The organism is Alteriqipengyuania abyssalis (genome assembly GCF_019857185.1).
GTDB lineage: Bacteria > Pseudomonadota > Alphaproteobacteria > Sphingomonadales > Sphingomonadaceae > Alteriqipengyuania > Alteriqipengyuania abyssalis.
This window is the reverse complement of sequence record NZ_JAHWXP010000001.1, coordinates 770,776-796,213: the sequence shown is the minus strand read 5'-3', so window position 1 is coordinate 796,213 and position 25,438 is coordinate 770,776. Positions and strand designations below refer to the sequence as shown.

The 25,438-nt window shown below is 65.2% G+C and carries 29 protein-coding genes and 2 tRNA genes; 18 read left to right on the top strand and 13 right to left on the bottom strand.

The genetic code is table 11. The features are described 5' to 3' along the window. The first annotated feature begins 259 nt into the window (after positions 1–259). Positions 260–571 carry a GIY-YIG nuclease family protein gene (locus KYN89_RS03950; RefSeq protein ID WP_222823883.1) on the top strand — a complete coding sequence of 104 codons (312 nt, stop codon included), beginning with the start codon at positions 260–262 and terminating at the stop codon, positions 569–571. Between the two features lie 383 nt (positions 572–954). Here the strand turns inward: KYN89_RS03950 and ettA are convergent, their stop codons facing one another. Beyond that, positions 955–2,628: an energy-dependent translational throttle protein EttA gene (gene ettA / locus KYN89_RS03945; protein ID WP_222823882.1), complete on the bottom strand. Its 1,674-nt coding sequence runs from the start codon at positions 2,626–2,628 to the stop codon at positions 955–957. Between the two features lie 113 nt (positions 2,629–2,741). Here ettA and KYN89_RS03940 point away from each other — a divergent pair, with 113 nt between their 5' ends. From KYN89_RS03940 to KYN89_RS03930, 3 genes are read left to right on the top strand one after another with little or no spacing between them, the layout of a single operon-like run. Next, complete coding sequence (locus KYN89_RS03940; RefSeq protein WP_222823881.1) at positions 2,742–3,671, top strand: NAD(P)/FAD-dependent oxidoreductase; 930 nt, start codon at positions 2,742–2,744, stop codon at positions 3,669–3,671. A gap of 38 nt (positions 3,672–3,709) precedes the next feature. Next, on the top strand, positions 3,710–4,789 hold the full coding sequence (locus KYN89_RS03935) for a L,D-transpeptidase family protein (protein WP_222823880.1): 1,080 nt from the start codon (positions 3,710–3,712) through the stop codon (positions 4,787–4,789). A gap of 16 nt (positions 4,790–4,805) precedes the next feature. Beyond that, positions 4,806–5,303, top strand: a complete 498-nt coding sequence (locus tag KYN89_RS03930) for a DUF427 domain-containing protein (protein ID WP_222823879.1) — start codon at positions 4,806–4,808, stop codon at positions 5,301–5,303. A gap of 13 nt (positions 5,304–5,316) precedes the next feature. On the opposite strand, the gene KYN89_RS03925 is transcribed toward KYN89_RS03930, so the two are convergent. Further along, positions 5,317–5,724 carry a hypothetical protein gene (locus tag KYN89_RS03925; protein ID WP_222823878.1) on the bottom strand — a complete coding sequence of 136 codons (408 nt, stop codon included), beginning with the start codon at positions 5,722–5,724 and terminating at the stop codon, positions 5,317–5,319. 145 nt (positions 5,725–5,869) lie between these two features. Between KYN89_RS03925 and KYN89_RS03920 the strand changes: the two genes are divergently transcribed. Both KYN89_RS03920 and KYN89_RS03915 read left to right on the top strand, forming a co-directional pair. Further along, complete coding sequence (locus KYN89_RS03920; RefSeq protein ID WP_222823877.1) at positions 5,870–7,261, top strand: M20/M25/M40 family metallo-hydrolase; 1,392 nt, start codon at positions 5,870–5,872, stop codon at positions 7,259–7,261. Between the two features lie 233 nt (positions 7,262–7,494). Then, a complete protein-coding gene (locus KYN89_RS03915) occupies positions 7,495–7,644 on the top strand; it encodes a hypothetical protein (RefSeq protein WP_222823876.1) in 150 nt (49 codons plus the stop codon). A gap of 42 nt (positions 7,645–7,686) precedes the next feature. On the opposite strand, the gene KYN89_RS03910 is transcribed toward KYN89_RS03915, so the two are convergent. From KYN89_RS03910 to KYN89_RS03895, 4 genes are all read right to left on the bottom strand, one after another. Next, positions 7,687–7,763: transfer RNA gene (locus KYN89_RS03910), tRNA-Pro, on the bottom strand. 31 nt (positions 7,764–7,794) lie between these two features. Continuing rightward, positions 7,795–7,868 (bottom strand) — tRNA-Ile (locus KYN89_RS03905). A gap of 71 nt (positions 7,869–7,939) precedes the next feature. Further along, a complete protein-coding gene (locus KYN89_RS03900) occupies positions 7,940–8,929 on the bottom strand; it encodes a polysaccharide deacetylase family protein (RefSeq protein WP_222823875.1) in 990 nt (329 codons plus the stop codon). Between the two features lie 40 nt (positions 8,930–8,969). Then, the gene (locus KYN89_RS03895) at positions 8,970–10,913 is read right to left on the bottom strand and encodes a sensor histidine kinase (protein WP_222823874.1); all 1,944 of its coding nucleotides are present in this window, start codon (positions 10,911–10,913) and stop codon (positions 8,970–8,972) included. 243 nt (positions 10,914–11,156) lie between these two features. On the opposite strand from KYN89_RS03895, the gene KYN89_RS03890 reads away from it, so the two are divergent. The 3 genes from KYN89_RS03890 to KYN89_RS03880 all read left to right on the top strand — a co-directional run bounded on the left by KYN89_RS03890 (position 11,157) and on the right by KYN89_RS03880 (position 12,870). Continuing rightward, positions 11,157–11,621, top strand: coding sequence for an Lrp/AsnC ligand binding domain-containing protein (locus KYN89_RS03890; RefSeq protein ID WP_197636460.1), 465 nt, complete (start codon positions 11,157–11,159; stop codon positions 11,619–11,621). Between the two features lie 12 nt (positions 11,622–11,633). Beyond that, positions 11,634–12,068 carry a GFA family protein gene (locus KYN89_RS03885; protein ID WP_346727187.1) on the top strand — a complete coding sequence of 145 codons (435 nt, stop codon included), beginning with the start codon at positions 11,634–11,636 and terminating at the stop codon, positions 12,066–12,068. Positions 12,069–12,162: 94 nt separating this feature from the next. After that, on the top strand, positions 12,163–12,870 hold the full coding sequence (locus tag KYN89_RS03880; RefSeq protein ID WP_222823873.1) for a class I SAM-dependent methyltransferase: 708 nt from the start codon (positions 12,163–12,165) through the stop codon (positions 12,868–12,870). Positions 12,871–12,872: 2 nt separating this feature from the next. Here the strand turns inward: KYN89_RS03880 and KYN89_RS03875 are convergent, their stop codons facing one another. The 4 genes from KYN89_RS03875 to KYN89_RS03860 form a co-directional block, all read right to left on the bottom strand. Next, positions 12,873–13,535 (bottom strand): hypothetical protein, encoded by a 663-nt coding sequence (locus KYN89_RS03875; RefSeq protein ID WP_222823872.1) that lies wholly within the window; start codon positions 13,533–13,535, stop codon positions 12,873–12,875. Between the two features lie 117 nt (positions 13,536–13,652). Further along, the gene (accC, locus tag KYN89_RS03870; RefSeq protein WP_054524441.1) at positions 13,653–15,008 is read right to left on the bottom strand and encodes an acetyl-CoA carboxylase biotin carboxylase subunit; all 1,356 of its coding nucleotides are present in this window, start codon (positions 15,006–15,008) and stop codon (positions 13,653–13,655) included. 11 nt (positions 15,009–15,019) lie between these two features. Further along, positions 15,020–15,514, bottom strand: a complete 495-nt coding sequence (gene accB, locus KYN89_RS03865; protein WP_222823871.1) for an acetyl-CoA carboxylase biotin carboxyl carrier protein — start codon at positions 15,512–15,514, stop codon at positions 15,020–15,022. A gap of 66 nt (positions 15,515–15,580) precedes the next feature. After that, entirely contained in the window at positions 15,581–16,015 is a 435-nt protein-coding gene (locus KYN89_RS03860; protein ID WP_222823870.1) for a type II 3-dehydroquinate dehydratase, read from the bottom strand. Positions 16,016–16,169: 154 nt separating this feature from the next. Here KYN89_RS03860 and KYN89_RS03855 point away from each other — a divergent pair, with 154 nt between their 5' ends. After that, a complete protein-coding gene (locus tag KYN89_RS03855; RefSeq protein WP_222823869.1) occupies positions 16,170–16,922 on the top strand; it encodes an SDR family oxidoreductase in 753 nt (250 codons plus the stop codon). Between the two features lie 102 nt (positions 16,923–17,024). Here the strand turns inward: KYN89_RS03855 and KYN89_RS03850 are convergent, their stop codons facing one another. The 3 genes from KYN89_RS03850 to KYN89_RS03840 all read right to left on the bottom strand — a co-directional run bounded on the left by KYN89_RS03850 (position 17,025) and on the right by KYN89_RS03840 (position 18,426). Further along, on the bottom strand, positions 17,025–17,492 hold the full coding sequence (locus KYN89_RS03850; protein WP_346727186.1) for a MarR family winged helix-turn-helix transcriptional regulator: 468 nt from the start codon (positions 17,490–17,492) through the stop codon (positions 17,025–17,027). Beyond that, complete coding sequence (locus KYN89_RS03845; protein WP_222823868.1) at positions 17,489–17,914, bottom strand: organic hydroperoxide resistance protein; 426 nt, start codon at positions 17,912–17,914, stop codon at positions 17,489–17,491. The genes KYN89_RS03850 and KYN89_RS03845 overlap by 4 nt, the downstream gene beginning before the upstream one ends. 98 nt (positions 17,915–18,012) lie before the next feature. Beyond that, positions 18,013–18,426, bottom strand: coding sequence for a holin family protein (locus KYN89_RS03840; RefSeq protein ID WP_222823867.1), 414 nt, complete (start codon positions 18,424–18,426; stop codon positions 18,013–18,015). 126 nt (positions 18,427–18,552) lie between these two features. On the opposite strand from KYN89_RS03840, the gene KYN89_RS03835 reads away from it, so the two are divergent. From KYN89_RS03835 to KYN89_RS03800, 8 genes are all read left to right on the top strand, one after another. Next, entirely contained in the window at positions 18,553–19,011 is a 459-nt protein-coding gene (locus KYN89_RS03835; RefSeq protein WP_010238215.1) for a MaoC family dehydratase, read from the top strand. 187 nt (positions 19,012–19,198) lie between these two features. Beyond that, complete coding sequence (locus KYN89_RS03830; RefSeq protein WP_222823866.1) at positions 19,199–19,522, top strand: hypothetical protein; 324 nt, start codon at positions 19,199–19,201, stop codon at positions 19,520–19,522. Between the two features lie 211 nt (positions 19,523–19,733). Next, on the top strand, positions 19,734–20,372 hold the full coding sequence (locus KYN89_RS03825) for a lytic transglycosylase domain-containing protein (RefSeq protein ID WP_248284966.1): 639 nt from the start codon (positions 19,734–19,736) through the stop codon (positions 20,370–20,372). 4 nt (positions 20,373–20,376) lie between these two features. Continuing rightward, positions 20,377–20,685, top strand: a complete 309-nt coding sequence (locus KYN89_RS03820) for a TrbC/VirB2 family protein (protein ID WP_010238211.1) — start codon at positions 20,377–20,379, stop codon at positions 20,683–20,685. Between the two features lie 22 nt (positions 20,686–20,707). After that, positions 20,708–20,992: a VirB3 family type IV secretion system protein gene (locus tag KYN89_RS03815; protein ID WP_010238208.1), complete on the top strand. Its 285-nt coding sequence runs from the start codon at positions 20,708–20,710 to the stop codon at positions 20,990–20,992. Positions 20,993–21,015: 23 nt separating this feature from the next. Further along, on the top strand, positions 21,016–23,454 hold the full coding sequence (locus KYN89_RS03810) for a VirB4 family type IV secretion/conjugal transfer ATPase (protein ID WP_222823864.1): 2,439 nt from the start codon (positions 21,016–21,018) through the stop codon (positions 23,452–23,454). Further along, positions 23,451–24,653, top strand: coding sequence for a TrbL/VirB6 family protein (locus KYN89_RS03805; protein ID WP_222823863.1), 1,203 nt, complete (start codon positions 23,451–23,453; stop codon positions 24,651–24,653). Before KYN89_RS03810 ends, KYN89_RS03805 begins: the two co-directional genes overlap by 4 nt. Then, on the top strand, positions 24,650–25,429 hold the full coding sequence (locus KYN89_RS03800; protein ID WP_222823862.1) for a TrbG/VirB9 family P-type conjugative transfer protein: 780 nt from the start codon (positions 24,650–24,652) through the stop codon (positions 25,427–25,429). The genes KYN89_RS03805 and KYN89_RS03800 overlap by 4 nt, the downstream gene beginning before the upstream one ends. Positions 25,430–25,438: the final 9 nt, after the last annotated feature.

The following is a 25,438-nucleotide window of genomic DNA, read 5'->3' as shown; positions in this document are numbered from 1 at the left end:
CTCCCGCCCGGCCAGGCGAAAGTCAGGTGCCATTGGTCTTGCCCGTGCGGATCACTCCGCGCCCCTGCGCCACGACCTCTCGGCCGAGTATGTTGACGCGAGGGAACCGCTGCGCGTGGGCGACGGCGGGCTACTCCCCAGATGACGGGCGCTGGTTAGCGGAGGGGAGGGACGGGGGCAAGGTCTCACCATCTCGTCGGCCCGGACTTGATCCGGGCCAAGGCTTCTCTTCAGCCACGCGCTCCGGCATGACACAGGCATGGAAAAGGGCGGCTGGGTATACATCATGGCCAACCGCTATCGCGGCGGGGTGTATGTCGGTGTGACCGCAGACCTGATCGCGCGGGTACACCAGCACCGCAATGGCGAGGGCTCGGATCACGTCGCGCAAAACGGCAAGACCCTGTTGGTCTACGCCGAACGCCACGAGGACATCGAAGCCGCCATCGCCCGCGAGAAACTGGTCAAGAAATGGCGTCGCGAATGGAAATTCGCGCTGATCGAGGCGGAGAACCCCGAGTGGCAAGACCTGTGGGGCGTATGGTTCGGCGGGGATAAGGCACACCCCTAGCAACATCGTCGGGCCGTGCTCGACACGGCCCAAGGCTCGCCATTTCCCCGCCAAGCCAGAAGAAGCCTTGGCCCGTGTCAAGCACGGGCCGACGGGGATGGATAGGCGCTACACCCCCACCAACGTTATCCCTGCCCCCGAGCCGGGATCAGGCTTCTTTGGACGTCACTCTCCTGCAAGCTAGTCGTTCAGTTTCACAGAAACGCAAGCGTTGAACCGACCAGATTCGCCGTCTTGACGATACCAAACGTCAGTCACGTCATAATACTCGAAATAGCCACCAGCGTCCCTCGAGATTGTTTCACCAATCCGAGGCATCGCGGGGAAATCGCCTGCAAAGAGCAGTGTATCGCCATGTTCTCCCGCGAAAACCTCGACTTTCATCACCTTGTCAGCTTCTTATACGCCAACCGCGTAGGCCGATCCGCCGCATCGCCAAGACGCCGCCGCTTGTCCTCTTCGTAAGCCTCGAAGTTGCCCTCGAACCACTCCACGTGGCTGTTGCCCTCGAACGCCAAAATGTGCGTCGCGAGGCGATCCAGAAAGAAGCGGTCGTGCGAGATGACCACGGCGCAGCCGGCGAAGTTCTCGATCGCGTCTTCCAGCGCGCGCAGGGTTTCCACGTCGAGGTCGTTGGTCGGCTCGTCCAGCAGCAGCACGTTGCCGCCTTCCTTGAGCATCTTGGCCATGTGCACGCGGTTGCGTTCACCGCCGGAGAGCTTCCCGACGTTCTTCTGCTGGTCCTGCCCCTTGAAGTTGAACGCGCCCACGTAAGCACGCGTGCTCATGTCGTGGCCGTTGACCTTCATGTAATCGAGCCCGTCGGAGATTTCCTCCCACACGTTGTTCTTCGGGTTCAGGTCGTCGCGGCTTTGGTCCACGTAACCAAGGTGCACGGTGTCGCCGATCTTGATCGTGCCGCTGTCGGGCTGTTCCTGACCGGTGATGATCTTGAACAAAGTTGACTTGCCCGCGCCGTTGGGCCCGATGATGCCGACGATGCCGCCCGGGGGCAGGGTGAAGCTCAGGTCTTCGAACAGCAGCTTGTCGCCGAACGACTTCGAGATGTTGTGCGCCTCGATCACCTGGCTGCCGAGACGTTCGGGCACCTGGATCACGATCTGCGCCTTACCCGGCTTGCGGTCGCTCTGCGCGTCCTGCAGCTGCTCGAACTTGCGCAGGCGCGCCTTGGACTTGGTCTGGCGGCCCTTGGGGGTCTGCCGGATCCACTCGAGTTCTTCGGACAGCGCGCGCTGGCGACCCGAATCCTCGCGCTCTTCCTGAGCAAGGCGCTTGGCCTTCTTGTCGAGGTAGGTCGAGTAGTTGCCTTCGTAGGGGTAGTAGGATCCGCGGTCGAGCTCGAGGATCCAGCCCACGACGTTATCGAGGAAGTAGCGATCGTGGGTGATCATCAGCACCGCACCGGCATATTCGGCGAGGTGGTTTTCGAGCCAGTTGACCGACTCTGCGTCGAGGTGGTTGGTCGGTTCGTCCAGCAGCAGGATGCCCGGCTTCTGGATCAGCAGGCGGGTCAGCGCGACGCGGCGCTTCTCACCGCCCGACAGGTTCTCGACAGACGCATCGGAGGGCGGGCAGCGCAGCGCTTCCATTGCGATTTCGAGCTGGTTGTCGAGCGTCCAGCCATCGACCGCGTCGATCTTGTCCTGCAGCTGCGCCATTTCTTCGCTCAGCGCGTCGAAATCGGCGTCTTCCTCGCCCATCTCGATCCCGATCTGGTTGAAGCGTTCGACCATGTCGGCGGTCTCGCGCGCGCCGTCCTTGACGTTTTCGAGCACGGTCTTGTTGGGGTCGAGCTCCGGCTCCTGCGGCAGGTAGCCGACGGTGATGTTCTCGCCCGGCCATGCTTCGCCCGAAAATTCGGTGTCGATCCCGGCCATGATCTTCATGAGGGTCGACTTGCCCGCGCCGTTGGGCCCGACGATGCCGATCTTCGCGCCCTGGTAGAACTGCAGGTTGATGTTGTTCAGCACCGGCTTGGGGGCGCCGGTGAAGGTCTTGGTCATGTTCTTCATGACGTAGGCGTATTGCGCGGCCATCGTGGGTCCTTCGGATCAATCTGTCGGGTTCGGGAATTGGGCGGTGAGATAGGCGCGAAGCGGCGAGGGGGCAAGCGTCCGCCCGCCCGCGCACCCACACGACAGGATGTTCTATGCACGTTGCAGTTATCGGGGCCGGAATGGCCGGGCTTACATGCGCCTCTCGCCTGGTCGAGGCGGGCCACAATGTCGCGGTGTTCGACAAGGGGCGCGGGCCCGGCGGGCGCATGGCGACTCGCCGGGTCGAGCATAACGGGGCGACCTTCCGCTTCGATCACGGCGCGCAATATTTCACCGCGCGCGAAATGGCGTTCCAGACGCAGGTGCGCGCGTGGGAGACCGACGGCATCGTCGCCCCGTGGCCCGCCGCGAAGGACGGCGCATGGGTCGGCACGCCGGGGATGAACGCGCCGATCCGGGCGATGGCGGAGGCTCTGGAAGTGCGCTTCGGCACGCGGATCGCGGGGCTGGTGCCCGAACGCGGTGGCTGGCGACTGGAGGGCGAGGGCGCGCCCGACGACCGGTTCGACGCGGTGGTGATCGCGGTCCCCGCCGAACAGGCGGCACCGCTGCTAGCCGTCCACGCACCCGATTTCGCCGAGGATGCGCGCGATGTGAAAAGCGAACCGTGCTGGACCGCAATGGTCGCGTTTGAGAGCGGGGTCGATGCGCCCGACACTCTGGCCGATGAAGGCGCGATCGGCTGGGCGGCACGCAACTCGGCCAAGCCGGGGCGCGATGCGGATCGGGAATGCTGGGTGATCCAGGCCAATCCCCGCTGGTCGCGCGCCCAGCTGGAGCGGGAGGCGGAGAATGTCGGCGAGGAACTGCTCGCCCATTTCGCCCGCGCGGTCGGCGATCTGCCGCCGGTCCTGTTCAGCAGCGCGCACCTCTGGCGCTACGCCAAGTGCGAGAAGAACGATGCGGGCGCGCTGTGGGACGCTGGGCTGCGCATCGGCGTGTGCGGAGACTGGCTGTCGGGCCCGCGGGTCGAGAACGCGTTTCTCTCCGGTCTGGCGCTTGCCCGGCGCATCGCAGGCTAGTTGGGGAACGGCTTGCGCGCTGCCGCCGTTCGGGTGGCATGAACAGGATCTTCAGCCCGCTTTGCCTCGCCCTTTCCCTCACCGCGCTGGCAGGCTGCGGCCTGCAGGGAACCGACACCGACAAGGACGAACAGGCGCCGGTCGAGCGCAAGGCTGAGACGCCTGCCGCGACCGGCGGCTACGACGATCCGCGCACGGCTGCCGAGCCGGAAGCGAGCGTGAGCGATGGCAAGCTTTCGCTCACACTGCCCGACGGCGTGACGCAGGAGATGCTCGGCGACCGCACTCCGGAGATGATCGCGGTGCAGGTGATGCTGGACCACACGGCCCACGCGCCCGGTGTGATCGACGGCTTCGGCGGCAGCAATACCGACAGCGCGATCCGCTATTTCCGCGAGGCGCACGGGATGTCTGCCGATGGCGGTGTCGATGGCAAGCTACTCCAGGCGTTGTTTGAAGAGACGAGCGGCGATGTCTTCCGCACCTACACCGTGACCGAGAAGGACGCGAAGGGGCCGTTCGAGAAACTGCCCGAAGACTTCGCCGACATGGCTAAGATGGATGCGCTGGGCTACGAAACCCCGCTGGAGATGCTGGCCGAGCGGTTCCACATGGACGCGGAGTTCCTGCAGGCGCTCAACCCCGATGCCGATTTCGGCAAGGCGGGCACCAAGCTGGTGATCGTGAGCCACGGCAACGAGAAGGTGCCTGCGGATATTGCCAAGCTCGAAGTGCGCAAGGACGAGGGCAGGCTGGTCGCGTTCGACGACGCGGGCGAGATCGTCGGAAGCTTCCCCGCCAGCATCGGCAGCGTCGAATTCCCGAGCCCGAGCGGGTCGATGGCGGTCAACACCGTCGCGCCCGAACCCAACTACACCTTCGATGGCGACAAGCAGGAGTGGGGGCCGGACGGTACCTTCATCCTCCCCCCGGGCCCGAACAACCCGGTCGGCGGGACATGGATCGACCTGACCAAGGATGGCTACGGCATCCACGGCACGCCGGACCCGGACTTCATCGCCAAGGGCAAAAGCCATGGCTGCGTGCGGCTGACCAACTGGAATGCCGCCGCGCTCGCCAAGGCGATCGAGAAGGGCACCAAGGTGGTCTTCGAATGACCGGCAGGTGCGCCGCATGAAACGGCCCGATCCGATCCCGCCCGGCCCGGGGCAGGAAAGCGTGTGGGACTATCCGCGCCCCGCGATTGCCGAACCGACCGACGTGCATATTGTGATCGAGCATCGCGGTGTCCGGATCGCTGAGACGCGGGCGGCGATCCGCGTGCTCGAAACCAGTCATCCGCCGCAATATTACATTCCCCCGCAAGACATCGCCAATGGCGTGCTGGAGCCCGCGCCGGGCCGCTCGCTATGCGAGTGGAAGGGGCAGGCGCGCTACTGGGATATCATCGCCGGGGGCGACCGGCTGGCGAAGGTCGGCTGGAGCTATGCCGACCCCACGCCCGGTTTTCGCATCCTGACCGATCACGTCGCGTTCTACCCCGCACCCTTCGACCGGATCACGGTGGATGGGGAGGTCGTGACCCCGCAGCCGGGCGAATTCTATGGCGGGTGGATCACGTCGCGGGTGGTCGGCCCGTTCAAGGGCGTTCCCGGCAGCCGCTTCTGGTGACCGGCCTTCGTGCCTAGCGCACGATTACGACCACGGTGCTCATCAACCGGCGCGCGGCGGTCCAGATCGAATTGCGACCCGCGCGGCCGATCATGTCCTCGACCAGCTCGTCGAAGACCCCGCGTTCGTTGCGCGCGGCGGCGGTGCACAGGTCGACCAGCAGCATCTCGTCATAGCTCAGCGCCATCTGGCACGGTCGGTTGAGCGCGATCGGTTCGGGCCATGCCCGGCCTGCCTCGTCCATGAAGACATGAAACGGGCGCACCGCGTCCGGCGTACCGATCTGCGCGGCGAGCGTGCGGCAGCTATATTTGCCCTCGCACCGGGCGAGGTGGACGTAGCGCATCGCGCACACCAGCCGGGCATGGATCGCCGCGATGTCGTCGAGATTGGGGGTGGCGAGCAGCGTGTGCAAAGTCATCGGTTGAGCCCTGTCTATCATTGCGAGTGCTTCGCAATAGCGTTTAAAGCCTGCTTGCGGGGCGCGTCAAGCGGGCTTCCCCAAAAACACCTCCGACTGTCGACAGGCTTGGCAGATCGCGGCGAGTGGCTTAGCGCTGCGGGCCATGAAAACATCGCTCGTCGCGCTCGCTGCGCTTTCGCTCGCCGCCCCGTTCTCGGCTTCTCCCGCTCTTGCGCAGGAGGCGCCCGACCGGCTCTCCGCAGTGGCCGATGAGGCGCTGGCAAGCGACACCGCCGCATGGGACTTCGTCGAAGGGATCACCACCGAGGTCGGCCCCCGTCAGGCGGGCACCGAGGCGGAACAGCGCGGGCGCGACTGGGCGGTGACATGGCTGCGCGCCAATGGCTTCCGCAATGTCGCTGACGAACCCTATCAGATGCAGACCTGGGTGCCCGGCAGCAACGCGACCGCACGCGTCACCGCGCCCTATGCGCAGGACCTGATGATCGTGCCGCTGGGCAACAGCGCCAGCACGGGCGAAGCGGGAATCGAGGCCGAAGTGGTCTACTTCCCCAGCTACGCCGATCTCGCCGCCGCGCCCGAAGGTTCGCTGACCGGCAAGATCGCCTTCATCAGCCACGACATGCGCCCGACTCAGGACGGCTCGGGCTACGGCTTTGCCGGCCCGGTTCGCTGGACCGGCGCAGGGCTGGCCGCGAGCAAGGGCGCCGTCGCCACCGTGATCCGCTCCATCGGCACCGAGACCGAGCGGACGCCGCATACCGGCGGCACCAGCTTCCCCGACGGTGTGAAGCCGACCCCGGCAGGCGCGCTGTCCAACCCGGACGCCGACAATCTGGAGCGGATGTTCGCGCGCGCGGATGGCAAGCCGATCACCATGAAGCTGGTGCTGACGCCGCGCGTCATTGGAGAGACGACCAGCGGCAACGTGGTCGGCGAGATCGTCGGTCGCGATCCCTCGCTGCCGCCCGTGCTGCTCGCCTGTCACCTCGACAGCTGGTGGAACGGCACCGGCGCGTTCGACGATGGCGCCGGCTGCGGGATCGTGGCGGCCGCCGCGCTCAACGTCGCCAAGGCGGGCCAGCCGCTGCGGACCATCCGCGTGCTGTTCGCCGGGGCAGAGGAAGTCGGCCTGTTCGGCAGCACCGCCTATTCCGAGGCGCATATCGACGAACCGATCGCGGTCGGTATCGAAAGCGATTTCGGGGCGGACCGAATCTGGCGGATCGACAGCAACTTCACCGCCTCCAACCCCGATCTCTACGGCAAGCTGGCACGTGCCGTCGCCCGCTTTGGCGTGGCGCCCTCGCGCGAAATCGCCACCGGCGGTGCGGACATCAACATCGTGCGCGACCAGGGCGGCGCGCTGATCGATCTGCAGCAGGATGGCAGCCGCTATTTCGACCTGCACCACACCAACAACGACACGCTGGACAAGATCGACCCGGCGCAGCTGCGCCAGAACGTCGCAGTCTATACGCAGGTGGCGGGCATCCTCGCCAACACCCGCGAACCGTTCAAGCCGGCGGAGTAAGAAGTGGAGGGGGCGGGCCACAGGGCTCGTCCCCGATCCGCCTGCGATCGAGGCTGGTCCGCGTTCTGCGCGGGCGGCGATTCGTCACCGTGCAATCCGGCATCACGAGCAACCGCCCTCAGGCAATCGAGTCTGGATTGGATAGGCAATTGACAGCTTAACCGCCTCTGTAACTTGACTTGTCAAATCCCTGAAAAGTAAGGTTTGCCCGACGAAGTTATGAGGAGTGCCCCTTGGCCACCAGAATTCCCAACACCGAAGAAGGTCGGCAGGCCTATTTCAAGCGCCGGCGCGACCGCAAGATGCTGGGCAAGGCAATGGTCATCGGTCTGCTGCTGCTGGTTGTGGTGCTGCTCGTGGTCGCCGTTACCCAGGGGGGCTGACCAGACGCCGGGCATCCGCCCTCTTTCGGGCGATGGCGAAAATGGTCGGGGAGACAGGATTCGAACCTGCGACCCTCTGCTCCCAAAGCAGATGCGCTACCAGGCTGCGCTACTCCCCGACACGGGATATCTTATGGCGGTCGCTTCCGGTGGGCCCGGCAGGACTCGAACCCGCGACCTAGCCGTTATGAGCGGCCAGCTCTAACCAACTGAGCTACAGGCCCCCGGATCGCGATGCCATCGCAAGGCCGGGCGCTAGCCGCGATTGCGCGAGCCTGCAAGCGGGCAGTGGCTCTCAATCGTGGTCGGCGGCTGCCCAGATGTCGGCAACCGTGCTCGGCGCGACCTTGTGCGCCGCCATGTGCGCGTAAACCCCGCTCAGCCAGTCGTACAGCCGGTCCACATCCGCATCGCTATGCGTGTAGGGCGTGTTCCCGGGCGCGAGCGAGGGGCTGTGGAACGACAGCACCAGCACCGGAAGCCCCGCATCGAGTGCGGCATCGACCGCTTTCTTCGCAGCGCCCAGCGGCGTGCCCTCCGGCGTCAATCGTACCCGTTCGAGCAGGCCGGTGCGCGAAGCGATCCCGGCACCGCGCGGGATGCGGGTAAGCTTGGGGAACAGCGCCGCGCCCGATCGTCTCAGCGCGCCGCGATAGACGCTGGTGACCGGCAGTTCGAGCAGCTCAGGCTCGCGCGAAACCCAGTATGGGTGGTTGGGGAAATCCTCGTAATTGGGGCCGTCCTGCTCCGAATAGTCGAACAGCGCGCGCACCGATGTGTCCACGCGAATGCCCGTGTCGTGCAGGATCGCCTTGGTCGAAGGGCCCAGCCCATAGCGGCCCGCACGGTAGGAGATCGGCGCGGTGCCGAAGCCTTCCTCGATTGCATCGCGCAGGCGGGTGAATTTCTCGCGCTCCAACTCTGCCGGAAGATTGCCCGCGAAGCTGTTGAAAGTATTCACTTCTTCATCGAAGGGCGGATTGACCCAGGGGTGCAGCTGCACGCCGACCTCGGCCTTGCCGCGCCGCACCGCATCGCCGATGATCTCGCGCGCGCGGGCCGACTGCACGATCGGCCAGTCGACCAGATAGAGCGGCGAGACGCCCAGCTCTTCACAGAAGGACTGGAACCGGGGGATCTGCTCGACGTGGTCGAGATCGTGCTGGTCGCGGGTGAAGGGCTTGTCCCAGTCGAAGCCTTCTTCGGTATCGACGGTCAGCAGCGAAACGGGCGCGAAGCCGGGCGCGAACTGCGCCGCCTGGTCCGCCGTCGGCAATCTCAGCATAGGTTTTGGCCCCCGTCAGGTCGGGCGCCACGCCCGCAGTTCAAACCGCGTGTTCGGGCACTCCGCCACGCTGAGTAGCGGCGGGTTCGCTTGCGGTCAAAGCGGGCAGCGTGAGTATCAACTGCCGGTTCTCGCGCCGTAGGTTGCCGCCGATCGCATGTGCTTCGGCCCGTGCGAGGCGGAGCGCGAAGCCGGGGCCGAACGGCCCGGCGCTGATCGCGACCGACAGCGGCTTGCCGCGCGCGGCGAAGATATCGTCGCTGCCATTCAGCGATGCGGGCAGGTCGGCGATGAGTTGCGCCGTCGCCGCGTGGGTTTCCAGCGTCAGCGCGAGCTTCTCGCTCGGCGCGGCAGCCGAGCCTAGCGTGGCGAGGATGCGCCAGCTGAGCAGCTCTGCGTCCGCGCGGGCCAGATCGACCTTGCACACCCCGCCCAGCGTGGCGACGAAGCTCGCACTGCGGGGCTGCAGCATCGGGATCAGTTGCGCGACATGCTGGCGGAAGATCGCGGCAATATCCGCATCGCCGCCGGCCGGGCGCAACTGGCCACTCTCCAGACGGCTGAGGCGTTCCAGATCGTCGAACCCGGCGAGCATGCGCGCGCTGTCGCCCGCAATCCCTGCGGCAAGTGCGCGATAATCGTGCGGGACGGGGCCGACCACCTGCTGCTGGATGACCTCGGCAAAGCCCTGGATCGCGTTCACCGGCGTGCGCAGCTCGTGCAGCAGCTGGCGCAGGCGATCGCTGTGGTTGCCAGGCTCCTCCGCCTCCAGCGCACGGCGCATCCCGCCCGCAAAGCCGAGGAAGCGCCCATCGGGGCTGGAAAAGCGCGGGTGGGCATCGAGAATCCAGTCGCCTTCGATTGCCGGGCCACCTTCGAGCTTTACCTGCACGGCGCGCAGCGGCTGCTGCAGCGCGACCGCCTCGGCGAATTCCTCGGGCAGGATCGAGGGGAGCGCCAGATACATCACGCGCGAGGCGGCGAAGCTGTCGGCCCAGTCGATCGTCCCGGTGGTGTCGGTCGCGAAGCCGAAGCCGGTCAGCTCTTCCGGCCGGATGCTCGCTTCGGTGAAGGGCAGGGTGGGGGCGGTGCGGTCGGGCTCTGCCGGAGCGGCAGCGTGGCGATCATCGTTGTTGCTCGGTTCGCGCCCGGCGTTCTTCTCTTCCTTGGCGCGCTGAAAGGCTTCGATCCGGTGGCGCAGCGCGGCGATTTCACCCTGCGCGTCAGGTTGCGCCTGCGGTTGCGGCTGAGGTTGGGGCTCCGGCGCGGGCTCGCGATCGGCAGGAGGAGGCGATTCGGGCCGGGCGGCAGCCTGCGCGCCGGCGATACCCGCCGCGAGCGCGCCGATCGCCGCAGCCATTTCGCTGTCGCTGTCGCTGGCGGTTGTGGCGGCGGCCGCATGCGCGGCCTCGGCCTCGGCGGTCTCGTCGACCTCGGTGAATTCGCCATCGACGATGTCGTCGTCCTCCGGTTCGGGCTCCGGTTCTTCAGCCACCGGCGCTTCGTCAGTCGGCGCGTCTTCCACCAGCGGCTCTTCTGCGTCCGGCAGCGGCAGCGCGCGGTCGCGCACGCCGAGCCTTTCGAGCAGGTCCTCCACCTTTCCGGGCAGATCGCGGCGCAGACGCATGAATCCGCGCGCGCGCACCGGTAGCTCGGGAATCAGCTCGAGCCACTGCTCTTCCGTGAGCCGTGCGGTGGACAAGGTGGCGCAGGCGACGTCGGGCTCGCCTTCCGCGAAATGTGCGACCAGCTCCGGATCGCTGAGCCGTCGGCCCTGTTCGCGGATGATCTCCGCCCGCTCGCGCACGGAGATGGTTTCGGCGAGCGATTCGAGCCGCAGGCGCGCAGCGGCAAGCAGGCTCGGATCGCGCCCTTCGCGCGGACGGCCGAGCAGGTCCAGCAACTGGCGATATTGCGTGCGCGCACCCGCGCTGGCGCTCGCCTTCTGGCGCAGAACAGTGGCTAGGCGATCGTCGAACTGCATGATCGGGAAGAGGCGCGGGCTCCGGAGAAATACGATATTGTCCGCCGGCCCGGGCGGCGCGACGTGTATGGTGCATAACCCTTTAACACGGCGCAGGAATGACAGTCAGTCCCCACGTTGCAAAGCGGGACATTCGCTGTCATGAACAATAATGTTAGCCGCCCGAATTATTAACAAAGGTGATCCTTCCAGGATTGGTTCGGACAGCGGTAGGGATGATGGATTGTTGCGGAAGGGGGGCCTGTGGCCAATCTTGATGAGATCGACCGGCAGCTGCTGCAGGAATTGCAGGCCGAAGGGCGGATAACGAACGTCGAACTGGCGCGCCGCGTCGGGCTGACCGCGCCGCCGTGCCTGCGCCGTGTGCGTGCGCTGGAAGATATGGGTGTGATCCGCGGCTACCACGCCGATCTGGAACCCTCGAAGCTGGGCTTTGCGATCGTGGTGTTCGCAATGGTCAGCCTGAAGAGCCAGGCGGAGGATTCGCTGCGCGAGTTCGAGGCGGCGATGCAGGATCTGCCCGAAGTGCGCGAGGTCCACATGCTCAACGGCGAGATCGATTTCGTTCTCAAGATCGTGAGCCGGGATCTGCAGAGCTTCCAGGAATTCCTGACCAGCAAGCTGACCCCTGCGCCCAACGTGGCGAGCGTGAAGACCTCTCTGACGATCCGCACCAGCAAATATACCCCGGGCGTTCCGCTCAGGTAAGCGGGGGCGGGAGTGACTTCTTCCGAACCGCTTTCCGGCCATTGCCTGTGCGGCGAGGTGACCATCGTGCTGGCCGGGCCATCGCACGAGGTGGAAATCTGCCAGTGCGACATGTGCCGCCGCTGGGGCGGTGCATTCTATGCCGCACAAAGGGGCTCCGCGGCGACGGTAACGGGTGAGGAGTTCGTCACCGAATACCGCTCCAGCGAGTGGGCCAGCCGCGCCTTTTGCAAGCAGTGCGGCAGCGGGCTGTGGTACCGTTTCCTGCCGACGGGCAACCGGAGCTTTTCCGCAGGATTGTTCGACGGTGCGGTGCACCACGCAATCGAGAAAGAGATTTTCATCGACGAGCGCGCCGACTGGTGCCGGATCGAGGGCGATCACCCGCGCCAGACGGGCGCGGAGGTGATTGCGGAGGCCAAGGCGGCAGGCTTCACCTTCGAATAGACGGGCGTTGGCGGGGTTGCCCGTTCTCTCGTCATTTCCCTCCAACTGCAAGAATGGGCGAGACAGTGCGTCATTCAAATGATACATTGTATCAATGAGCAGGGACGCATCGCATTCGACCTCCGGCTTCTTCGACCAGAAGGTCGCCGATAGTTACGACGAGCGGAACAACCGGCTCGCCCCGATTTCCGAGGGCCTGCACTTCCTGATGCGGCTGACGCTTGCATCGCTGCCCGAAAGTGCCCGCGTGCTATGCGTCGGAGTAGGGACGGGGGCGGATATTTTCGCTCTCGCCAGCGCGCGTGCGGACCTGACCTTCGTGGGTGTCGACCCTTCGGCGGAAATGCTTGAGATTGCCCGGCATCGCCTGAACGAGGCAGGCATCGGCGAGCGGTGCGAACTGGTGCACGGCTATGTCGACGATGTGGCTGAGCGCGATTTTGCTGCGGTGGTCAGCCTGTTCGTCGCCCATTTCGTGCAGCGCGCGGATCGCCCCGCGTTCTACCGCGCAATTTACGATCGGCTCGCGCCGGGCGGACGCTTTCTCAGCGCAGAGATCAGCAGCGACCTCGACGCGCCGCAATTTCCCGGGATGGTCGAGGACTGGAAGCAGGTTCAGGCGCTGATGGGCGCGAACGAGGAATCGCTCGCCTCGCTGGGCGAGACCTTGCGCAACGTGCTGGGCGTGATGGGCCCGGCGGAAACCGAGGCGCTATGGCGCGAGGCAGGCTTTGCGGTGCCGGTGCCGTTCTTCCAGGCGTTCATGATTCGCGGATGGCATGCCGACAAGCCGTCCGCCTGAAGTCAGCCGCCCGTCACCGCGAAGTTCTGCCGTAGCTTCATCAGGCTGGCGGGTTGCCAGAACAGCTTCTTCGTGCCGGGGAAACTGGCGAAAACCGGGTAATCCTTGCCACTGACATTGAGCCTGACCAGGACGGGCAGGTCACCCGACTGGTTCAGGAAATCGCGCAACGCGCTCCAGTTGCCAACGATCTGGACGAAACACCCGCTCTTCTCCCCTGCGGTGAACTTGCGCGTGGTGGCGCTGTCCAATGTCAGGCTTCCCGCTCTAGAAGCGAGGGTCACTGCGAAAGTGTCTTCTGCCAGATTTTCGCAGCTATCGCCGATCCCGGCATCGAGGATCGCAACCTTGAGGTTGGCCTTGCTGTCCAAGCCGAAAAGGACGTCCTGCCGGAAACCGCCGGTGCTGAGATGGCGGCCGAATGCGTGGTTGACGCGCATCTGGCTGAAAATCTCGCCGGTCTTGCCCTCGGCGGTCGGCTTGCCCCAGTCCTTCGCCAGATCGTAGCTGCGATCCTCTAGTATATCCCCTTCGGAGGCCATCTTGTTTTCCCCTTCGGCCAGCGCGGCTCCGGCTTCGCCGGGTCGGGTCTCGCTTTGGGAAGCGAACGCCGCGGTTCCGGCGCACAGGGAAATTGCGGCAATGGTGCAGATCAATTTACGCATGGGCTGGTCCTCCTGCGGGCGAGGATCAGCCGCCCCGCACGCCTATTTCCGCGATCGTCTTGTCGGTGAAGACAGCGGATAGGGTCGCGCGGGGCGAAGCGTAAGTTACAAGTGCCGTTAGCTTTCGCTCTCGCGCTGCGCGAGCCACTCTTCCAGCCACTTGATCGAATAGTCGCCGTTGAGGATGTCGGCCTCTTTCAGCAGCGCCTGGTGCAGCGGGATGTTGGTCTTCGGGCCCTCGATGACCATTTCCTCCAGCGCGCGCTTCAGCCGCATGATGCAGCCCTCGCGCGTGCGGCCATAGACGATCAGCTTGGCGATCATCGAATCGTAGTAGGGCGGGATCGAATAGCCGGCGTAGAGCCCGCTATCGACGCGCACATGCATGCCGCCGGCCGAGTGGTAATAGCTGACCTTGCCGGGCGAGGGGGCGAAGGTGAACGGGTCTTCGGCGTTGATCCGGCATTCGATGGCGTGGCCCTTGAACGCGATCTCGTCCTGCGCGACCGACAGCGGCCGGCCTTCGGCGACGCGGATCTGTTCGCGCACCAGATCGACCCCGGTGATCGCTTCGGTCACGGGATGTTCGACCTGCAGGCGGGTGTTCATCTCGATGAAGAAGAACTCGCCGTTTTCCCACAAGAATTCGATCGTGCCTGCACCGCGATAGCCCATCTGCGCCATCGCATCCGCGCATACCTTGCCCATCCGGTCACGCTCGGCAGAGGTGAGCACGGGGGAAGGCGCTTCCTCCAGCACCTTCTGGTGGCGCCGCTGGAGCGAACAGTCGCGCTCGCCCAGATGGATCGCATTGCCGTTGCCGTCGCCGAACACCTGGAATTCGATGTGGCGCGGATTGCCGAGATATTTCTCGAGATAGACGGTGTCGTCACCGAAGGCGGATTTTGCTTCGGACTTGGCCTGGCTCATCAGGCTTTCGAGCTGGCTTTCCTCGGGCACGACCTTCATGCCGCGACCGCCGCCGCCGCTCGCCGCCTTGACTAGCACGGGATAGCCGATTTCGGCAGCGATCCGCTTTGCTTCCTCGACGCTTTCGACCGCACCCGGGCTGCCCGGGACCAGCGGCAGGCCCAGGTCGCCGGCGGTTTTCTTGGCGGTGACCTTGTCGCCCATCGTGCGGATATGTTCCGGCTTGGGGCCGATCCACTTGATGTCGTGCGCCTCGACGATCTCGGCGAACTTGGCGTTTTCGGACAGGAAGCCATAGCCGGGATGGATCGCGTCCGCCTGGCTGATCTCGGCTGCCGAGATGATGTTGGCAATGTTGAGATAGCTGTCGGTCGCGCTCGGCGGGCCGATGCACACCGCATGGTCCGCGAGCCGCACGTGCATCGCGTCGGCATCGGCGGTGGAGTGCACCGCGACCGTTTCGATCCCCATTTCGTGCGCCGCGCGATGGATGCGCAAGGCGATTTCGCCGCGATTGGCGATCAGGATGCGGGTAATGCCCATTGGTAGCGTCCTCAGTCGATGACGACGAGCGGCTGGTCGAACTCGACCGGCTGGGCGTTGTCGACCAGGATCGCCTTCACCGTGCCGCTGCGCGGGGCGGTGATCGGGTTCATCACCTTCATCGCCTCGACGATCAGGATGGTCTGGCCTTCCTTGACCTGCGCCCCGACCGAAATGAAGTCCGCCGCGCCGGGTTCGGGCGCGAGGTAGACCGTGCCGACCATGGGCGAGGGGACTGCGTTGGAAAGATCCGACCCGCTATCGGCTGCGGCGGGCGCGGCCTGCGGCTGCGCAACCGGAGCCGCGGTGGGTGCGGCCTGTGGGGCCGGAGCGGCGGTGTAGGATGCGGCGTGCAGCTCGCGCGCGACGCGCAGCTTGCGATCGCCATCCTCCACCTCGATCTCGGACAGGCCGGTATCGGAAAGGAGTTCTGCCAGCTCGCGAAGGAGCTCGATGTCGACGTTCATTTTCGATTTGCGACCGGAATTGCGGCTATGTTCTGCCATGGACAACCTTGATCGGTGAATGGGGGAAGAGGGGCGTATGCGCTGCTGCCCGCGTTCATGCAAGGTTTAGAGGGCGGCAACCGCGTCGATTGCGTCGAGATAGGACTGCAGCCCCTTTCCCTTGAAGCAGGCGACGGCAGCCTCGCCGATATAGGATTTGTGGCGGAATTCCTCGCGCGTGTGCGGGTCCGACAGGTGCACCTCGATCACCGGCGGGGTGACCGCCTTCGCCGCATCGAGCAGCGCGATGGAGGTGTGGGTATAGGCCGCCGCGTTGATGATGATCGCGCGCGCCTTCGCCTTGTGCGCCTGGTGTATCCAGTCGACCAGCACGCCTTCGTGGTTGCTCTGGCGAAAATCGACAGAAAGGCCGTGCTCGCGCGCCTTGGCGACGCACGCCGCGTCGATCTCGGCCAGCGTGGTGGTGCCGTAGATCTCCGGCTCGCGCGTGCCGAGCAGGTTGAGATTGGGGCCGTTGAAGATGAAGATAGTGGTGCTCATCCGCTGCGCGTAGCGTCTGGCGAGACGTCAAGGAAGCGCGGCGCGACGCCTGTCCCTAGGCGAATTCGAGCGAGCCCCGTTTGAACGCATGTTCCGGGACGCATCGGCGCGGCACCCACCCCTATCGCGTTGCCGCGCAATAGGAGCGCACATCATGAAATTACTCGACGGCAAAGCGGCAATCATCACCGGAGCTAGTGCTGGCATAGGCAGAGCCGCTGCCGGCCTGTTCGCAGAGCATGGGGCCTCGCTCGTCCTCGTCGCAAGGCGGGCGGACCGTCTCGAAGAGGTCGCAGCCGAAATTGAACGGGATGGCGGCCAGGTGAGGGTCGTGGTCGGCGATGTTACGCAGGAGAATACGCATCGGGATGCCGTCGCCACCGCGCTCGATACCTTCGGCAGACTGGATGTCGCGTTCAACAATGCTGGCCTGGTGGGCGAAATGGGCCCGCTGGCCGACACGAGCATCGAGACGTGGACGCAGGTTGTCGACGCGAACCTGACAGCCGCTTTTCTGGGAGCGCGGAGCCAGATTCCGGCGATGCTTGCCGGGGGCGGCGGAGCGCTGGTGTTCACCGGCAGCTTCGTCGGGACTAGTGTGGGGCTGCCTGGAATGGGACCCTATGCCGCTGCGAAGGCGGGGCTGATGGGGCTCGTCCGGGCGATCACGGCGGATTATGCCGCGCAGGGGATTCGCGCCAATGCGCTGCTGCCCGGCGGGACCGCCACCGAAATGGCCGGCGATGCGGATCAGCGCGAGTGGGCCGCCAGCCTGCACGCCATGAAGCGAATCGCAGACCCTTGCGAAATTGCGCAGGCGGCGCTGTTCCTCGCCAGCGACATGGCCAGTTTCGTGACGGGTTCGGCTCTATGGGCGGATGGCGGCAACGCAGCGGTCAAGCTTTAGCCAGTTGTATCGGAGCGGTGGTGAAAAGGGCCTGCCGCCGCTCCAGACCGCTGATCACGCCGCGTCGAGCTCGGATAGCGGGGAGCTAAGCTCGTAAGGGGGTCAGGCTTTCGAATTCTGATCCGCTAGCAGGGCGACGAGCTTTCGCACGCTGTTGCCGAGTTCCTCGATTCCCTCGGGAGTTCGTCCGCTGGCGATGGTCTCGGGCACGTGCAGGGCCTGCTCGCGCAAGGCTCTGCCCTTTTCGGTAAGCCCTACGACCACGCGCCGTTCGTCATCCGGATCGCGCGACCGTGTGATGTGGCCGGCCGCTTCCATCCGCTTGAGCAGGGGCGTCAATGTCCCGCTGTCGAGATAGAGGCGCGCACCAAGGCTGCCGACGGTCTGGGGCTCCTCTTCCCATAGCACCAGCATGACAAGATACTGGGGATAAGTGAGTCCGAGCGGTCGGAGAACTGGCCCGTACCGCCGGTTCAGCAGGTTGGTGGCAGCATACAGGGGAAAGCAGATCTGCCGATCGAGCAGCAGGGGATCATCCCGTTCGCGTGATGTTGCCACCGGATCGCTCACTGCGCGAAGACGGTCAGAGTGACGTCGACATTGCCGCGGATCGCGTTGGAGTAGGGGCACACGGCGTGGGCAGCTTTCACGATTTCCTCGGCCTTGGACTGTTCGACACCGGCAATCTCGGCATCGAGCGCCACGACCAGCTTAAAGCCGTCTTCGCCGTTCGGCACCAGCCCAACTTCGCAAGAAACCTCGATATCCTCGTCGCGCACCTTGTGGGCCTGTGCACGGGTTACGTGGATCACGGCATTCTCGAAGCAGGCGGCATAACCTGCCGCGAACAGCTGCTCCGGATTGGTTGCGCGGCCCTTGCCGCCCAGTTCCTTGGGCAGGGCGAGCGCCATATCGAGGATGCCGTCCTCGCTTTTGATCGTGCCGCTGCGCCCACCGTAGGCATTGACGCGTGTCTTGTAGAGAGTGCTCATCATCAGATCCTTTGGTTTGATGAAGAGATGGGTAGTGGGAAATTATATTGCGAACAATATTAATTGTGAGGTGTGACGCGAAAAGCGCGGCGACATCCCTACCGCTCCACGCCCTTGACCTTACCCCACTGGCGCGCGGCGGTGTAGCCGAGGTAGCCGGTGCCGAAGAGCGCGTAGAGTTCTTCGGGAAGGCCGCGCAGATAGGCGGTGATGCCGTTGCCGATGTTTACCGCCATGCGCGGATCGAAGGCGGAGAGGATGCCCATCGGCAGCGCGAACAGGATCATCGCGTACATCACGTAGAGGAAGCTGGGGCGCGCGCGGCTGGTCCACGGGTCCGCCGACTGCGCCTCGGCCACGATTGCGGACATGCGCGCCTCTATCGCCTTGAGTTCCTGTGATCCTTCCAGCGCGAGCAGTTCGAGCTTGGCCTTGGCGCGCGCTTCCTTGTCCGGGATGATCTTGTCGATGATCGAGGCGACGGGTCCGATCAGGCTTTCGATGAGGGGCATGGGACGACTCCGGATTGTTGGAGCTGCATCACGTAACCAGATCGGTTCGAGTAGGAAAATGGTTTGCGGGCCGGAGAGCCGCAGCTACGCCCGCCACAAACGCATTCAAGCAAAGGAGAGATGCACATGGCCGGGATCTGGTTCGACGATATGGAAGTGGGGCAGGTGATCGATCACCCGATCCGCCGCACGGTGACCGAAACGGACAACGTCATGTTCACCTGCATGACGCACAATCCGGCGCAGCTGCACCTCGACGAGGAATACATGAAGGGCACCGAGTTCGGCACCCGGATCGTCAACTCGTGCTTCACGCTCTCGGTGATGGTCGGCATTTCGGTCAACGACACGACGCTGGGTACGGCTGTGGCGAATTTGGGGTGGGACGAGGTCCGCTTCCCCAAGCCGCTGTTCCACGGCGACACGATCCGGATCGAGACCGAGATCGTCTCCCTGCGCGAAAGCAAGTCGCGCCCCAATGCCGGGATCGTGACGTTCGAGCACCGCGCGTTCAACCAGCATGGCGATCTGGTTGCCAGCTGCAAGCGTAGCGGGCTTCAGATGAAGCGCCCGGCGGATAGCTGACCGGCGCGTTTTCTTGGCGAAAGCACTATTTGTGACAACGCGTCATTTTCCGAATCTTGGGTGAAAGCATCGGAAGACCGCCGATTTCGTCTCCGGCGGCGTGACGGAAAGATGACAATGTTTCAGTTTTGTTGCACTTCCGGGTCAGGAAGTTCATAAAAGTCTCCAGAAAACAGGAGAGCGAAACATGATTGTCCAAAGTCTGATCGTGGGTGCCATGATGGTTCAGGGAGCGCCTGCCGCCGAGCCGCTCGCGCCGACGCCGATCGCGCTGATCGAATCGCAGGAAGACCCTGCTGCGCTTCTCAACCTGGGTGTGAAGCTGGCCGAGCAGGGCGAGACCGAAGCTGCCCGCCGCGCGTTCGAAAAGGTCCGCAGCATGCGGATCGACTATACGCTGGAAACCACCGACGGACGCTACGTCTATCCGGCGGATCTGGCGCGTGACGGGCTCCGTATGCTCGACCGGGGCGAGTTCGCCCAGCAGCGCGACAAGGTCGCCACCCGCTAACAACGGACCAAAAATCTTGCGTGCGCGCGGCCGTCCCAGGGATGGCCCGCGCATGTGCTTTTCGTCGCCGCAATTCGTGCCTTCCCGACCCGGGCGGGCGCGATTTGCGGCGACAAGCCGTTGCGAAATCGGGATTACGGGCTGGAACCGTTCAGCTATATGTCACTGCGCTGTCATGTATGATGCGCAAGGCGGTTGGACGGAGGGCTCGATGATTCTCGGGACAACGGGTCGGTTGGCGATTCTCGCCTCCCTTACCCTGCTTTCGGCCCCGGCGCGGGCCGATGTAATGGAAATCGGAGAGAATGGCGCGCGTTGGATCGCGGGCCAGCAGGCAGGCATGCCCGCGGGCGACCTGTCGATGACGCCGGCCCAGCTCGCCGCGCTCGATGGCGAAGCGGTGCTGGAAGACGTGCCTGCGCATGTCACGTCCGACCCCCGAGTAACCGCACGCGCGGTTCCCGATACCTACAAGGCCAAGGTGGCAGAGCTTGCCGCGCGGTTCGATCTCAGCCCCAGCCTGATCGAGGCGCTGGTGTGGCAGGAAAGCCGCTGGCGCGCCGATGCCCGCTCCCCGGTGGGCGCGCGCGGCCTGGCCCAGCTGATGCCCGGCACCGCGCGCGATCTGGGCGTGAACCCGGACGATCCCTTCGCCAATCTGGAGGGCGGGGCGCGCTACCTGCGCGAACAGCTCGACCGGTTCGACGGCGACCTGGAGAAGGCGCTGGCCGCCTACAACGCGGGGCCCGGACGGGTGATCCGCGCCAATGGCGTGCCGCGCATCCGCGAGACGCAAGCTTACGTGGCGGCGATCATGGGTCGCCTCTCTAATCATTCACGGAACGACTAAAGGTATGAAGATGAACCCGCTTTCCCGATTTGCGACGCTTCTGGCGCTGGTTTCTCCCAGCGCGGCACTCGCGCAGGTCCAGGCGAACGACCCGCAGGGCGCGGGGCCGATCGTCAACGCGCTGGCGTGGCTGCAGGGCACGCTGCTCGGCTCGGTCGCCACGGCGGTCGCGGTGATGGCGGTGGCTGCGGTCGGTTTCATGATGCTGACCGGCCGGATGAACTGGCGCTTCGGCGCGACCGTGATCATCGGCGTGTTCATTCTGTTCGGTGCCGCCTCGATCGTCGCGGGCATCCAGGCGGCGGCGGGCTAGGCCGGGGGAAGGGGACAGACGAATGGATCAGCTCGTTCGCCATCCGGTCCACCGTGCGCTGACCCGTCCGCAGATGTTTGCGGGCGTGACGCTGAACTATTTCATCATCAATATCGGCGTCACCACCGAGGTGTTTCTGATCACCGGCAGCTGGCTGGCGCTGCCGGTCGCCGCCGCGATGCACGGCATCGGCTATTTCGCCTGCCTTCGCGAACCGCGCATCTTCGACCTGTGGATCACCAAGGTCAGCAAGTGCCCGCGGGTCAAGAATTACAAGCGGTGGGGCTGCAACAGCTACGCCGCCTGAACTCGACCTAGGAGGGTCGACGCATGAGCAAATGGATCGGAGCTGCTGCCTGGAGCGCAAAGGAAGCCCGCGTCGGCGACCGGCTGCCTTTTGCGCGTCTGGTGGACGAGCACACGTTGATGCTGCGCGACGGCGCGCTGCTGACCGCGATTCAGGTGCCCGGCCTGCTGTTCGAGACCGAGGATACCGAAGCGCTCAACGCCCATGCCGCCACGCGCGAGGTGATGCTGCGCAGCACGCTCGACAGCCGCTTCGTGATGTATCACCACGTGATCCGTCGCCGGGTGGAGGTGGAGCTGGACGCCGAATTCGAAGACCCGCTCGCGCGCCATATAGATGCGCGGTGGAAGGAGCGGCTCGGCTCGGGATCGCTGTTCATCAACGACCAGTTCGTCACGCTGATCCGTCGCCCCGCACGCGGCAAGGCGGGCTGGGTCGAGAAGGCGGGCAAGGCGCTCAGCAACCGCAAGAAGCAGGCGGTCGAGGTCGATCCCAAGGACTTGCGCTCCCTGCGCGCGGCTGCGACCGGCCTGGTCGCCTCGTTGCAACCCTACGGGGCGGCGCTGCTGGGCGATTACACCGGCCCCAAGGGCTACACCAATTCCGAAATTCTCGAGCTGCTCTCCGCGCTTTATAATGGCGAGATGCAGCCGGTCCGCCGTCCGGCCGAAGACCGCGACATCGGCCACATGCTGCCCTATCGCCGGGCGAGCTTCGGGATCGACGCGATGGAGCTGCGCGGCTCGGGTGATCCCGATTTCGCCGCGATGCTGAGCCTCAAGGATTATCCCGACGCGACCAGCCCGGGCCTGCTCGATGGGCTGCTGCGGCTGCCCTACGAAATGGTCGTTTCGGAAAGCTATGCCCCGTCCGAACGGACCACCGCGCGCGAGCGGATGGATCTGGCGATCCGCCGCCTGCGCTCCGTCGACGAGGAAGCGCAGGCCGAGCGTGCGGACATGCTCGCCGCGCGCGATGCGCTGGGCAATGGCGCGGTCGGCTTCGGCGATCATCACCTGAGCGTGCTGGTGCGTGAGAAGACGCTCCCCAGGCTCGACGATGCAACCGCCGCCTGCGCCGCCGCGCTGGCCGATACGGGTGCTATAGTGGTCCGCGAGGATACCAACCTAGAGCCTGCATTCTGGGCGCAGTTCCCCGGCAACGAGCAGTATATCGTGCGCCGCGCGATGATCTCTTCGGCCAATATGGCGAGCTTCGGCTCGCTGCACGGCTTCGCGCTGGGGCAGGCCGAGGGCAACCACTGGGGCGAGGCGGTGACGCTGCTGGAAACGACCAGCGCGACGCCGTTCTTCTTCAACTTCCACAATGGCGACCTGGGCAACTTCTCGGTCATCGGCCCGTCGGGTTCGGGCAAGACCGTGGTGATGAACTTCCTCGCCGCGCAGGCGCAGAAGTTCAATCCGCGCACCATTTTGTTCGACAAGGATCGCGGCGCGGAGCTGTTCGTGCGCGGGATCGGCGGGCGCTACGACCGGATCTATGCGGGCGAGCCTTCGGGTTTCAATCCGCTCGCGCTGCCCGACACGCCTGCAAACCGCGCCTTCCTGCGCGACTGGCTGGGCGTGATGCTGAAGGCCGAAGGGCCCGAGGAACTCCAGACGATCAGCCATGCGGTCGATGCGGCGTACGAGAACGATGCGAGCCTGCGCCGGTTGCGCAATTTCCGCGAGCTGCTCAGCGGCACGCGCCGTCCCGAGCCGGGCGATCTGGCGGATCGCCTGTCGGCATGGATCCATGGCGGCGAGCACGCCTGGCTGTTCGACAACGAGACCGACGAGCTGGACCTCGATCGCAAGACGCTCGGCTTCGACATGACCGCGCTGCTCGAAAATCCGCGCCTGCGCACACCGACGATGATGTACCTGTTCCACCGGATCGAAGAGCGGCTCGATGGCGAGCCGACGATGATCCTGATCGACGAGGGTTGGAAGGCGCTTGATGACGAGGTCTTCGCCGCTCGCATTCGCGACTGGCTCAAGACGCTGCGTAAACGCAACGCGCTGGTTGGTTTCGCCACGCAGAGCGCGCGCGATGCGCTGGAAAGCCGCATCTCGACCGCGCTGGTCGAACAGACCGCGACCATGGTGTTCATGCCCAACAGCCGCGCGCGGCCAGAGGATTACTGCGACGGGTTCGGGCTCACCAGCCACGAGCTGGCGCTGATCCGCACGCTGCCCGCGCACAGCCGCTGCTTCCTCGTGCGCCAGCCCGATGCGAGCGTCGTGGTGCGGCTCGACCTGTCGAATGCGCCCGAAGTCCTCACGATCCTGTCGGGTCGCGAAAGCAGCGTGCGCCGGCTCGACCTGCTGCGCGAAGCGGTGGGCGACAATCCCGCCGACTGGTTCCCCGCGCTCACCGGCCATGCCTGGCCGGGCGAGCGCAGCGAGGGCGCTGTGGATGACGACAGCGTTGTCCTGCCGTTCAAGCAGGCTGCCGAATGACCCCGACCGGCGCCTGCGATCTGGCGATGTCCGAAGCCGCGGGCGGCGTTGCCGCCGCGCTGGAGGCGGTCAATTGCGTTGCCGCCGATGTGACGGGCACCACCTTCGGGCGGTTGTTCGCGCCGGGCGGCGTGATGGTCACCGTGCTGACCATCATGCTGACGCTATATGTCGCATTCTTCGCGATCCAGCTGGTGACCGGGCGCAGCACGCTGGGTGTCAGCACGCTGACCCCGCGGATGCTGCGGATCGGTCTGGTGCTGACCTTCGTGACCAGCTGGATCGCCTATCAGGCGGTTTTCTGGAACATCTTCGTCGAAGGGCCGGACTGGCTGGCGAGCGTGCTGACCGGAGACAGCGGCTCCGCAACGCAGACCTTCGCGACCAAGATCGACGTCGTCTTCGCCGCGGTACAGCAGGCGAGCGAGGGGCAGACCGATATCGAGACCTTCTCGCCCGCAGGGATGCTGTGGATGGGTGCGCTGCTGTTCATGCTCGGCACCGTGGGCCTGCTGGTGACCGCGCGGATTGCGCTGGCATTGCTGGTCGCGCTCGGTCCGATCTTCCTGGTGATGGCGCTGTTCGATGGCACGCGCGGGCTGTTCGTCGGCTGGCTCAAGGGGCTGACGATGATGGGGCTGACCCCGCTGTTTGCGGTGCTCGGCGGGTCGATCATGCTCGAGATGTCGGTACCGATTCTGGCTTCGCTGGTCGCCGTACCCGGCGATATTCCGGCGCGCGCGGCGATGGCCTTCTTCATGATCGGCGCGGTGCACGTCGCGCTGATGGTGATGGTGCTGAAGGTGATGGGTACGCTGGTCGGCGGGTGGACCGTATTCGGCCTCGCCAATTCCGACGGCGATCGCGGTCGGTCGACTGCCAGCGCGCCCGCCCCCGCAGCTCCAGCGCCCAGCGTCTACAACAGCGCCAGCGCCTCTCAGCCCGCCCCATCGAGCGCGGCGCGCCGTACGGCGGTTGTCGCCGCCACCCCGACCATGGCGGCAAACGATCTTGGCAATCGTGGCGGCGCGGATGGCTCTGGCGGCGCCCGCGTGACCAAGGTTTACGCCACCTCTTCAGCGGATGGACATGCTGGCGTGGCCAGCAAGGCAGCCTCGCGCACCAGCGGCCTGGGCACGCGGTTCAAGACTGCATCCGGCGCTTCGGGCGCAGGACGCCAGACGGAGAAAATGAAATGATCGCCGCGCGTTACACAGCGCTCGCCTTTCTCGCAGTAATGGTCGCGAGCCCGGCTCTGGCCGACGACCCCCGGCTGGTCGAACGCCTGTACGATCCCGACGAGGTCGTGGTGATCCAGGGCAAGACCAAGGTTCAGGCGACGATCCAGTTCGGCGAGGATGAATCGATCGAGAATGTCGCGATCGGCGATTCCAACGCCTGGCAGGTGACGCCCAACCAGCGCGCCAACCTGCTGTTCGTCAAACCGCTCGAGCCAAGCGCGCAGACCAATATGACGGTGGTCACCAACCGCCACACCTATCTGTTCGATCTGGTCGCAAGTCCGCGCGCCAAACCGCTGTATGTGCTGCGTTTCACCTATCCGGAGCCGCCGGAGGAAGAGGCCGAGGCACAGCTGGCGGCGGGGCCTGTGCAGGAGGCCAATCCGGTCGAGCTGGCGGCAGCGAACGATCCGCTCGCGGTGGTCGACCCCGCGCTGCTCAACTTCAAGTGGGAGCCCGTTGGCCAGCGCGAGCTGTATCCCGATGAGGTCTACGACGATGGCCGATCGACCTACCTCAGGTGGGAGCAGGAGCGGCCCGTGCCCGCGATTCTGATCGAGAATTACGAGGGCGATGAAGGCCCGGTAAACTCCACCGTGCGCGGAGACACGGTGATCGTCGATGGCGTGCCGAGGCAGATCATCCTGCGCTCGGGCCGCGAAAAGGCTGTATTGGTGAACAATGGTCCGGTCCGGGCAACCGCTGCAAGCGGGCCGGTCGGGGGTGGCCGCTAGGGCCGCCGA